This is a genomic window from Spongiactinospora gelatinilytica, assembly GCF_003236385.1.
In the GTDB taxonomy this organism is placed as follows: domain Bacteria; phylum Actinomycetota; class Actinomycetes; order Streptosporangiales; family Streptosporangiaceae; genus Spongiactinospora; species Spongiactinospora gelatinilytica.
Map to the genome: position 1 here is coordinate 1 of NZ_POUA01000279.1, position 10,580 is coordinate 10,580.

13 protein-coding genes are annotated in these 10,580 nt (G+C 70.4%); 1 reads left to right on the forward strand and 12 read right to left on the reverse strand.

Features of this window, described 5'->3' with window-relative positions; translation table 11 throughout:
• Positions 1-299: 299 nt before the first annotated feature.
• The gene (erm, locus tag C1I98_RS27880) at positions 300-1,046 is read left to right on the forward strand and encodes an ErmE/ErmH/ErmO/ErmR family 23S rRNA (adenine(2058)-N(6))-methyltransferase (RefSeq protein WP_233508251.1); all 747 of its coding nucleotides are present in this window, start codon (positions 300-302) and stop codon (positions 1,044-1,046) included.
• 156 nt (positions 1,047-1,202) lie between these two features.
• Here erm and C1I98_RS27885 read toward each other — a convergent pair whose 3' ends face one another.
• From C1I98_RS27885 to C1I98_RS27940, 12 genes are all read right to left on the reverse strand, one after another.
• The gene (locus C1I98_RS27885) at positions 1,203-3,074 is read right to left on the reverse strand and encodes an AfsR/SARP family transcriptional regulator (protein ID WP_111170386.1); all 1,872 of its coding nucleotides are present in this window, start codon (positions 3,072-3,074) and stop codon (positions 1,203-1,205) included.
• Between the two features lie 525 nt (positions 3,075-3,599).
• Complete coding sequence (gene rfbB / locus C1I98_RS27890; RefSeq protein WP_111170387.1) at positions 3,600-4,538, reverse strand: dTDP-glucose 4,6-dehydratase; 939 nt, start codon at positions 4,536-4,538, stop codon at positions 3,600-3,602.
• A 7-nt stretch (positions 4,539-4,545) separates the two neighbouring features.
• Positions 4,546-5,406, reverse strand: coding sequence for an NAD(P)-dependent oxidoreductase (locus C1I98_RS27895; protein ID WP_111170388.1), 861 nt, complete (start codon positions 5,404-5,406; stop codon positions 4,546-4,548).
• A complete protein-coding gene (locus C1I98_RS27900; RefSeq protein ID WP_111170389.1) occupies positions 5,403-5,786 on the reverse strand; it encodes a SchA/CurD-like domain-containing protein in 384 nt (127 codons plus the stop codon). The genes C1I98_RS27895 and C1I98_RS27900 overlap by 4 nt, the downstream gene beginning before the upstream one ends.
• Positions 5,786-6,496, reverse strand: coding sequence for an SDR family NAD(P)-dependent oxidoreductase (locus C1I98_RS27905; protein ID WP_111170390.1), 711 nt, complete (start codon positions 6,494-6,496; stop codon positions 5,786-5,788). The genes C1I98_RS27900 and C1I98_RS27905 overlap by 1 nt, the downstream gene beginning before the upstream one ends.
• Positions 6,493-6,819, reverse strand: a complete 327-nt coding sequence (locus tag C1I98_RS27910) for an antibiotic biosynthesis monooxygenase family protein (protein WP_111170391.1) — start codon at positions 6,817-6,819, stop codon at positions 6,493-6,495. The genes C1I98_RS27905 and C1I98_RS27910 overlap by 4 nt, the downstream gene beginning before the upstream one ends.
• Positions 6,816-7,127 (reverse strand): antibiotic biosynthesis monooxygenase family protein, encoded by a 312-nt coding sequence (locus C1I98_RS27915; protein WP_111170392.1) that lies wholly within the window; start codon positions 7,125-7,127, stop codon positions 6,816-6,818. The genes C1I98_RS27910 and C1I98_RS27915 overlap by 4 nt, the downstream gene beginning before the upstream one ends.
• Positions 7,128-7,129: 2 nt before the next feature.
• Complete coding sequence (locus C1I98_RS27920) at positions 7,130-7,855, reverse strand: SDR family NAD(P)-dependent oxidoreductase (RefSeq protein ID WP_111170393.1); 726 nt, start codon at positions 7,853-7,855, stop codon at positions 7,130-7,132.
• Positions 7,856-7,869: 14 nt separating this feature from the next.
• Positions 7,870-8,331 (reverse strand): anthrone oxygenase family protein, encoded by a 462-nt coding sequence (locus C1I98_RS27925; RefSeq protein ID WP_111170394.1) that lies wholly within the window; start codon positions 8,329-8,331, stop codon positions 7,870-7,872.
• Entirely contained in the window at positions 8,328-8,789 is a 462-nt protein-coding gene (locus tag C1I98_RS27930) for an SRPBCC family protein (protein ID WP_111170395.1), read from the reverse strand. Before C1I98_RS27930 ends, C1I98_RS27925 begins: the two co-directional genes overlap by 4 nt.
• Positions 8,790-8,791: 2 nt before the next feature.
• The gene (locus C1I98_RS27935) at positions 8,792-9,976 is read right to left on the reverse strand and encodes a ketosynthase chain-length factor (protein ID WP_111170396.1); all 1,185 of its coding nucleotides are present in this window, start codon (positions 9,974-9,976) and stop codon (positions 8,792-8,794) included.
• Positions 9,973-10,580: beta-ketoacyl-[acyl-carrier-protein] synthase family protein (locus tag C1I98_RS27940; RefSeq protein WP_146607663.1), on the reverse strand; the 608-nt coding region annotated here is incomplete at its 5' end. The genes C1I98_RS27940 and C1I98_RS27935, both read right to left, overlap by 4 nt.

The window sequence follows — 10,580 nt, forward strand, 5'->3', positions numbered from 1 at the left end:
CCGTGGCCGCCCCTGCTCCCCCCGCGTGGAGCGGTTTATCACGTTGCGTAGTCGCGGGCGCGCTGGCTAGCGTGGTGGGCATGGCACACATGCTGTATTACACACGCATCCGCCGCAGCCGGGCTCTGGCTCGTCAGCGGACGCGATGACTTGACGGCGTCCGCGCGCGCCCAGGGCCCTTTGAGACCTGTTCGTTCTCAAGGACCCGAAAGGGCAGTGCTGTGGCGCAGAACTACGCGCACGGAAACTTTTCACACACCCAGAAGAACACCAGGAATCGCGGTGGCGGCCGCACGTCCGTGGATCGGGCGCGGCGTACGCTCTCGCAGAATTTCCTGGTCGATCGGCATGCCGTCGAGCTGATCGTCAAGGCCGCCGCGCCCGAAGGGCTGGTCTTGGAGCCGGGGCCGGGCGAGGGGGTGCTGACCTTCGCGCTGGTCGACGCCGGTGCGCGGGTGGTCGGTCACGAGATCGACCCGAGGCTGGCCGGACGGCTGGCCTCGCGCACACGTACCGATCCCCGGATCGAGGTGGTCAGGGGCGACTTCACGGCCGCGCGGCCACCGCGTGAACCGTTCGCGGTCGTGGGGAACATTCCCTACGCGGTGACCTCGAAGATCGTCGACTGGTGCCTGCGGGCGCCGGAGCTGACGTCGGCGACACTGCTGACGCAGTTGGAGTACGCCCGCAAGCGCACCGGCGACTACGGCCGGTGGAGCCTGGTCACGGTGGAATCGTGGCCGTGGTTCGACTGGACACTCGGCGACACGGTCGGCAGGGAGAGCTTCCGCCCGGTGCCGGCCGTCGATTCGGCGATCCTGCGCATCCAGCGCAGGCCCGAGCCGCTGGTGGGCGACCGCCGTTCCTACCAGGAACTCGTCGAGCTGGGCTTCGGCGGGACGGGCGGCTCGGTACGCGCGTCGCTGAAGCGCCGCCACCCCGATGTGGACGCGGCGCTTGAGGCGGCGGGCATCGCCCGCGACACCGTCGTCGGCCACGTCCACCCCGACCAGTGGATCACCTTGTGGCGGCGCCTGCACCACTGACCGCCCCGGCGGCTCGCCGCGGCGAGCCGCCGGCCCGGTTGTCCACCGCCCTGGGCCAGGTGACGCCCGAGCTGATCCGTCTGTTCGCCACCGAAGTGCTCCCCGTAAGCCCGCGCCGCCACCAAGGCCGGGCGCCCCCGCTACCGTGCGCCCCCGTCAGAGCAGTTCCATGGTCTCCTCCTCGGTGTCCTCCGGATAGCTGAGTTCGCGTTCCACCTGTTCCTGGGCGAAGAATCTGACCAGCTCATGGAAGGTGTAGACGATCTCGTCGGCGTTCTGCGCGAGCACGCGTACGAAATGGTTCTCCACCAGGTGCAGAAGCAGGCCGTCCACCATCTCCGAGTCGGACTGCAACAGCTTGGCCACGCCGTGCGAGGTGAACACCGGGCTCGGCAGCAGGCTGAGCAGCCGCAGCAGGTGGCGTTCCTCCTCGCTCAGCCGCCGGTAGCTGGCCAGCAGCCGATCGCGTACGTCCATGTCGGCGAAGATGACCTCGTCGAGCCGCCGGGTGGCGCCGATCAGGCGTTCGGCGAGCTTCTTGAGCGGCCAGCTGGTGGCCGACAGCCGCCCTCCCACCGCCCTTATGGCCAGCGGGAGATTGCCGCAGAGCTGGACTATCAACTCCGCCGCCCGCGTCTCGCCGCCGGTGAGCGTCCTGCCGATCATGCTCTGCAGGAGTTCGACGCCGTCGGCGGTCGAGGGCAGGTCGAGCTGAAGGTGCACCGCGCTGGCGAGTCCGCCCAGTCCCGCGCGCCCCGTCACGATGGCGGCGCTGGGTGGGCAGCCCGGCAGCAACGGCTGGACCTGCGCGGCGCTCGCCGCGTCGTCCAGGACGACCAGGACCTGGCGCTTGGCCGTCCAGGTACGGAACGCGCCGATGCGTCCGTCCAGGCTGACCGGGATGCGGTCCTCCGGCACTCCCGCGGCGGTGAGGAAGTCGCCCAGGATGTCGGCGGGATCGGCGGGCTTGGAAGTACTGCCGCCGAGCTGGGCGAAGAGCTGCCCGTCGGGATAGGACTGCCGCAGGGTGTGCGCCGCGTGTACGGCCAGCACCGTCTTGCCGACTCCCGGCATGCCGCCGACGGCGACCACGGGGGTCGAATCGGCGCGCGGTTCGACCAGCGCGCCCAGGAGCTTGTCCAGGGCGTCGGACCTGCTGGTGAACCCCACCATGTCGGGCGGGAGCTGGGCCGGGGCCACCGGCCGCCACTCGTCCGGGGTCCGGTCGCCGCGGCTCGCGGCGGTCACGGTGATGGCCGGAATCGGCACATCCAGGGTTTCCTCGGACGACAGCAGGGCCTGGTGCGTCGCCTGTGCCTTGCTGGACGGCTCCACCCCCAGTTCCTCGACCAGAAGCCCGCGCAGCCGCTGGTAGACGTCGAGCGCCTCGGGCCGGCGGCCCGAGCGTTGCAGCGCCAGCATGAGCTGGACGTGGAACTCCTCGTGCAGCGGGTAGTCGCCCACCAGGGTCTTCAGCTCGCTTATGGCCTTGCGGTGCCGCCCCAGGCGCAGGTCCACATCGACCCGGAGCTCCAGGGCGCGCAGCCGGCTCTCCTCCAGCGCCGTCGCGTACGCCGACAGCAGGCTGCCCGCGGTCACGTCGGCGAGCGCGGGGCCGCGCCACAGGGAGAGCGCCTGGGCGAGCCGGTCGGCCGCCGTGCCGGGATCGTCGGCCGCCAGGGCGGCGTGTCCCTCGCCCATCAATCGCTCGAAATGGTGGCTGTCTATGTGTTCGGGCGGCACGGCCAGCATGTAGCCGTGTGGCCTGGTTCGTAATATCGCCGACCGCTCGTCGTTACCGGATGATAACAGATTGCGGAGTTTGTAAATATATGTTTGTAAAGTTGAAAGTGCACTTACCGGTGGATTGTCCGGCCATAGTTCGTCGATCAGCTCGGACGTCAACACAAGAGTTTGGTTACGCAGGAGAAGCAGCGCCAGCACTTCTCTGACCTTAGGTGGTGTAGGAGTCAGGTCGACGCCCTGGTGGCCGTGTACGGCCAGTGGGCCCAGCACCAGATAATCCATCACATTCCCATTTAGCTACAGAGACGTACTGCGGCTCGCGAGCCTCGATGTCTGTCCCAGTGCCCCCGAACTCGCAGTCCTGCCGTCGATCCCCGTGCTCTCGTCCCCCTCCCTTCCTCCCCGAATCGCCCCGCGAATTCCTCCGGACGGCGACCTGTGCGCGTAGCCATGGTGACGCGGGCCGATCATTGAATCGGCGGCGTGGTGGCACATGCGGCACGGCCCCGTCTCTTCGCGTAGATGCCTGATGCATGCCATTTGGGCACAGGCGGTGAATCTTCACCTTGTGGCGACCGCCGGCGCCTGCCGGAGATCGGCGGGCGATGTCGCCGTAGATGGTTACAACTGGAACATAAGCGGAGATGACTTATTTCGTCAACTCCCATGGATCAGTAACTTCGCGAGTCTTCACAACAGCTAATGCCCGATCCGGAGCGTGGCCGGGGCGTGACCGCGATCGGCCGGTCGGGTGGGTTCCCGACCGGCCGATCCATTCCTGTGCTCCCTGGAGCCGCGCCCCGGAGATCAGGGCGAGGGCGTTTTAGGTTTCCACCATGATGGATTGTCGGCGTACCAGCGCACCGTCTCGGCCAGCCCGTCGTCGAAGGAGACGCGGGGACGGTACCCCAGGGCGTCCAGTTTGGCGCCGTCGAGGGCGTAACGCCGGTCGTGTCCCTTGCGGTCGGGCACGTACTCGACCATGTCCCAGCTCGCGTCCAGGGCGGCCAGCAGCCTGCCGGTGAGCTCCCGGTTGGTCATCCGGGTGCCGCCCCCCACGTGGTAGACCTCGCCCGGCCGGCCGCGCTCGGCGGCCAGCCTGATCGCCCGGCAGTGGTCGTCCACGTGGATCCACTCCCTGACGTTCTGGCCGTCCCCGTAGAGGGGGACCTTGCGGCCGGTCAGCAGGTTCGTGACGAACAGCGGGATGATCTTCTCGGGGAACTGCCGGGGACCGTAGTTGTTGCCGCACCTGGTGATCACCACGGGCAGGCCGTGCGTGATCGCGTCGGCCAGGGCGATCAGGTCGCCGCCCGCCTTGGCCGCCGCGTACGGCGACCGCGGCCGCAGCGGCGCGTCCTCGCGCCACGAGCCCGACTCGATGCTCCCGTACACCTCGTCGGTCGAGACGTGCACCACTTTGGGAGTCCCGGCGTCCAGGCAGGCCCGCATGAGCGCCGAGACCCCGAGGACGTTGGTCCGGACGAACTCCATGGCCCCGTCGATCGAACGGTCCACATGCGACTCGGCCGCGAAGTTGACCACCAGGTCGTGGCCTGGAACGACGCGACGTAACAGCTCGGCGTCGCAGATGTCGCCTTTGACGAAGTCCAGGGAGACACCGTTGAGGTTCGCCGGATCGGCGGCATAGGTGAGCCGGTCGAGCACCGTGATCCGGTCCGCGGCGACGGTACGGACGAAGTGCGATCCGATGAACCCGGCCCCGCCGGTGACGAGGATCCTCATGAGCCCGTCACGACCCCAGCGAGGTCTCGACGACCACGGCGGCGTCCTCGTCGCCGTGCCCCGCGGCGACCGCCTCGTCCAGGCGGCCCGCCGCGGACGCGCACACGGGCAGGGTGAGCCCGGCCGACCGCGCGTCCGAGGCGGCCAGCCGCAGGTCTTTGACCATGAGCCGGGCCCGGAACGCGGCCGGTTCGTACGACTCGCGCCGCATGAACGCGGCGCGGAAGGCCAGCGCCGGGGAGCAGAAGCCGCTGGAGGTGATGGCGTTGATCAGCATGGTCCGGTCCAGCCCGGACCGCACGCCGAGCGCGACCGCCTCGGCCAGCCCCACGGTCTGCACCCCGAGCAGCAGGTTGAAGGCGAGCTTCATGGTGCAGGCCGTGCCGGGCGGGCCCAGGTAGCGCAGCTCCTCACCGATCGCCGCCAGCACGTTCTCGACCTCGGCCACGTCCCGCTGGTGGCCGGCGGCGAACAGGCGCAGCCGGCCCTGGGCGGCCATCTCCGGGTTGCCGAGCAGGCACAGCTCCACCCGCCGGACGCCGTGGGCGGCCAGCCGTTCGGAGGCCGCGCCCGCGTAGGCGGCGGAGGTCGTGGAGGTGTCGATCACGACCGTGCCGGGCTTCAGCACGGGCAGCATCCGCCCGAACAGCACCTCGTCCACGGCCTGCTCGTCGCTGAGGCTCAGCATGACGACGTCACTGTCGCGGGCCGCGTCCTGCGGCTGCGCGGCCCAGCGGGCGCCCGCCTCGATCAACGGGTCGGCCTTGGCCGCCGTCCTGTTGTGCACGGTGAGCGGGAAGCCGGAGGAGAGCAGGCGCCTGGCGATCCCGCCGCCCATGGCGCCCAGCCCTACCATCGCGAGTTTCATCGCGACTCCACCGGCTCTGTGTCGGCCGAGAGCTGGGAGATGCAGCGCATGGTGGCGTTGCGGAAGTACTCGCCGAACTTGTCGGTGGTGCTGGTGTCGCGCCGCCGCTCAAGGTAGGGGGCCAGTTCCTTCTCCAGCTTGTGGACGCCGCCGTGCTTGGCCATCGTGGCGGACACCGCCGCCAGGTCGCCCTCGTAGTGGATGACGCGGATCATGATGTCGTCCTTGATGAACACGGCGGTGCCGAGCAGCCTGCCCACCTCGTTGCCCTGGTCGTCGCGCAGCACGGAGGTGCCGAGCCGCTGGAAGTTGCCGAAGATCTCGGCGATCTCGTCTTCGTGTCCCGGCTTGACCCGGTAGGTGATCGCGGCGTACGTCATCACATTCCTCCATCGACGTTGAGTACGGTTCCGGTGATGTATCGGGACTGGTCCGAGGCCAGGAAGAGCACGGCGTCGGCGACCTCTTCGGCGGTGCCGAGCCGGCCCAGCGCGGTCATCCCGGCCAGCCGCTCGCGCAGGTGCGGGGGCGGCCCGCCGTCGGGCCCCCCGGCGTCGATCACGCCGGGGGCGACCGCGTTCACCCGGATTCCGCGCGGGCCCAGCTCGCGGGCGAGCGACCGGACCAGCCCGATGAGCGCGGCCTTGGCGGCGGTGTAGTGGGCGCTGGCCGGCCTGCCGCGCAACGCGACCGAGGCGCCGAGGTCGATCACGGAGGTGCCTTCCCCCAGCAGGCCCAGCGCCTGCCGGGTGACCAGGAAGGCCGATGTCAGGTTGGCGTCGATGACCTCCTGCCAGGCCGCGAGGTCCAGTTTGTCCACCGGGCGGACCCCGTCCACCCCGGCGTTGTTGACCACTACGTCGAGCCCGCCCAGGCGCTCGGCGCACCGGTCGATCAGCGCGGCGACGTCCTGTTCCCGGGTGACGTCCGCGGTCACCAGTTCGTACGGCATGGCGGCCGGCGCCCCGCGGTGGCAGGCCAGCACCCGGGCCCCGGCGTCGGTGAACGCCCGGGCGGTGGCCGCGCCGATGCCCCGCGAGCCGCCCGTCACCAGCACCCGTTTGCCGGCGAGCGAGCCGTGGTAGGTCATGATCGCTCCTCGGGATAGGCGGCGTTGACGGTGTAGAGGGCGAAGCTCGGACCCCGCGAGCGGTCCTGGAACGAGCGCAGCGGCGCGGTCGTCTGCCGGTGCCGGGTGCCCTCCTCCCAGGCGCGGAAGGAGTCCAGGCTGTCCCATTCGCTCATCACCAGGAACCCGCCCGGCTCGGTGAGCGAGCACAGCAGTTCGTTGCCGAGCAGGCCGGGCGTGCCCGAGAGTTCCTGGCTGATGTGGTGGTAGGCGTCGGTGAGCGCGTCCTTCGAGCCGTCGGGGGCCGCGGCGTACACGAGCACGCGCACCCTCGGGCCGGTCATGCGCGCGCGGTGGGGACCATGGCGTGGACCACGCTCATCGTGACCATGGAGCCGCCGGACCGGTACGGGTGCAGCGCGGCCCGGTGGTGGACGTGCGGCTCGCTGCGCTCGAACTCCCGGAAGCGCGGCTCGTCCACCCAGTCGCTGACGATGTAGTACACGCCGTCCTCCTCGGCGCTCCTGGACAGCCACTGCCCCAGGTTGGCCGGGTCGTCGGTGATCGCGTTGCCGACGCGCAGCCAGGTCCGCTCGAACTCCCGCTCGACGCCCGGCTTGATCTGCAACCGCAACATCACTCGGAAGGTCATGGCTAGATCCCGCCGTCCACGTTGATGGTCTCGCCGTTGATGAACGACGCCTGCTCGCCGGCCAGGAAGGTCACCACGGTCGCGATCTCCTCGGGCCGGCCCATCCGGCCCACCGCGATCATGCGCCGGTAGCGTTCGCGCACGTCGTCCGGTACGCCCGCCTCGGTCTCGACGGGACCGGGCGCGACCAGGTTGACCCGGATGCCGCGCTCGCCCAGCTCCTTGGCCAGCGACCTGGTCAGGCCGATCAGCCCGGCTTTGGCCGCGGTGTAGTGGACCCGCAGCGGCAGGCCCACGGTGGCCACCTTGGAGCCGATGTTGATGACGGAGGCGCCCCGGCCCAGCAGCGGCAGCGCCCGCTGGATGACCATGGCGGTCGCGGTCAGGCCGGTGTTCACCACCTTGTGCCACTCCTCCGCCGTCAGCTCCGCGAACGGGACGTGGCTGATCGCGCCCGCGTTGTTGACCACGATGTCGATCCGTCCCCAGCGGCGCTCGCACTCCCCGACCAGTGCGTCGATGTCCTCCGGCCGGGTCACGTCGGCGGTGGCCACATGGTGCTCGCCGCCGATCTCGCGCAGCTCCTTCTCCAGGGTCGTCGCCGGCTCGCCGCCCTGCCGGGTGCAGGTGACGATGTTCGCCCCGGCCTTGGCCAGGTCCAGCACGATGGCCCGTCCGATGCCTCTGACGCCGCCGGTGACCAGCGCCGTCTTGCCATTGAGTCGCATGAGGGTCTCCGATGTCACATAAGGGTGGCCGCGCCCGCGCCGCCGGCCGCCAGCGCGGCCACGGCGAGGGAGGTGCGGATGAGGTTCCAGGTCCGCCACTGGGGCCGGGGGTCCCGCGCGGCCCAGTCGGCCGGCTGGTCGCCCGGATCCAGCGACGTCACGTACTTGTTGATCGGCACGTTCTTGACGATCGAGATGCCCATGACGACCGCCAGGATGACCGCGGCGGCGGCGTAGAGCACGCGGGCGGCGACCGGCGTGACCATGAAGGCCAGCGCCGCGTTCGCCAGCATGGTCAGGACGTGCACGATCGGCATGAAGGGGTCATAGCGCGGCCACAGGAAGTGGATCGCGCGCACGTACCCCCCGTACGGCATGGCCTTCGTGTACGGCTCGATCCCGATGACGGTCGAGAGCATGACGCCCGCCGCGAGGCCGCCTCCGGCCAGGGCCAGCGGGACCAGCAGCGAGATCATTGCGGCAGGCGCGCCGCGGCTGCCTCGACGCGGCGCTTGATCAGGTCGAGCTGGACGGCCGAGTTGCCGTTGATCCGCTTGGCCATGGCCTCGTCGTCCAGCGGGGACTGCGGCTTCATCTGGAAGTCCTGCCGCCAGCGCATCGTGACGCCCCGGTCGGTCTCGGTGTAGTCCCAGGTGATGTTCATGTACTCGAACCAGCCGGTCTCCACGCGGTGGGCGTGGACGACGCGCTTTTCCGGGTCGGCGGTGCGCTCCGACACCCAGCTCCAGGCGTTGCCCTGGGCGTCGGGGTGCATGGTGAGCCGGAACCGCACGGTGTCACCGTGCCGCTCCAGGATCTCGGCCGAGGCGTACTCGCTGAACAGTTCGGGCCAGGACTCGACGTCGTTGGTCATCGTCCACACCAGCTCCATCGGCGCGGAGATGACGATTTCGTTGTCGGTGTGTGCGGCCATGGTCACGTCCTCCGTGCTCTGATGACGATTGCCGAGTTGAACCCGCCGTAGCCCCGCGCGATCACCAGCGCCGCGCGCAGCTTCGCCGGCCGGGGCCGGTCGCGGACCAGGTCGAGGCCCAGCCCTTCGACGGGGCTGTCGATGCCGACCGTGGGCGGGATGACCTGGTCGCGCAGCGACAGCAGCGCGGTGGCCAGGTCGAGCGCGCCGCCCCCCGCGTAGAGCCGGCCCGTCATGGTCTTGGGCGCGGTCACCGGGACGGCGTTCCGCCCGAAGACCCCGGCGATCGCCTCGGCCTCCTGGCGGTCGAGTTCGGGCACGCCGGCCGCGTCGGCGAAGACGACGTCGATGTCGTCCGGCGCGGCGGCGGCGTCGGCCAGCGCGCCGGTGATCGCGCGGCGCAGGGCCGGGGGCCGGTCGGACCACGGCGGCGGGTCGAACGTGGCCGCATGACCGGCTATGTAGCCGTATTTCGCTTTATTGGTGTCGGCGGGCTCGATGGTGAGCATCGCCCCGCCCTCGCCCGGCAGGTAGCCGTCGGCCCGCTCATCGAAGGGCAGGTACGTGCCGGAACGGCTGAGCCTGCCATTGCTGAGCTGGGCCACCAGCCCGTACGGGCACAGCGAGGCGTCGGTGCCACCCGCCAGCGCCAGCCGTACCCCGTCGCGCAGCAGCCTGCTGGAGTGCGCGGCGGCGTCCAGCCCGCCCGCCTGCTCGGCGCAGATGACCCCGCAGGGGCCGCGCATCTTGTGCCGGATCGCGATCTGGCCCGTGCTGGCCGCGTAGAACCAGGCGATGGACTGGTACGCCCCCACGTGCCGCGGCCCGCTCCGCCACAGTTTCTCGATCTCCCGCTGCCCGAAGTCGGTGCCGCCGGACGAGCTGGCCGTGGTCACCGCCATCTCGTACTCCGGCAGCCCCGCCGGGTCCACCCCGGCGTCGTCCAGCGCCATCTCGCTCATGGCCAGCGCCATCTGGGTGAACCGGTCGGTCTCGGCGATCAGCCGGCCGGGGACCCGCCCCTTGGCGACGAACGACGACTCCCCGCCCCTGGTGACGGGGTAGCCGCCCGCGTCGAACCGGGTGATCGGCCCCAGCCCGGAACGGCCGGCCAGGATCGAGCTCCAGTACTCCTCGGTGCGGTCCCCGTTGGGCGCCACCACTCCCATCCCGGTCACCGCGCTCATAGCGCCCGCCGGAGCACCATGGCGGTCTGGAAGCCGCCGAAGCCGCTGCCGACGCTGAGCACCGCGTCCACCCGCTGGTCCCGTGCCGTCAGCGGCACGTAGTCCAGGTCGCACTCGGGGTCGGGGGTGTGCAGGTTGGCCGTGGGGGGCACCACGTTGTCCCGCATCGCCAGCAGGCAGGCCGCCGCCTCGATGGCGCCGATCGCGCCGAGCGAGTGGCCCACCATCGACTTGATCGAGCTGACCGGCACCTGGTAGGCGTGCGGGCCCAGGGCCGTCTTGAAGGCCGCCGTCTCGTGGCGGTCGTTCTGTTTGGTGCCGGAGCCGTGGGCGTTGACGTAGTCGATGGCCGTCGGGTCGAGCTTGGCGCCGTCCAGCGCGGCCCGGATGGCCTCGGCCATCTCCCGGCCGTCCGGCTTGAGGCCGGTCATGTGGTAGGCGTTGCTGCGCGAGGCGTACCCGGCGATCTCCCCGTACACGTTCGCGCCGCGCCTGAGCGCCGACTCCAGCTCCTCCAGGACCAGTACGGCCGCGCCCTCGCCCAGCACGAACCCGTCCCGATGCAGGTCGAAGGGGCGGGAGGCGTGCTCGGGGTCGTCGTTGT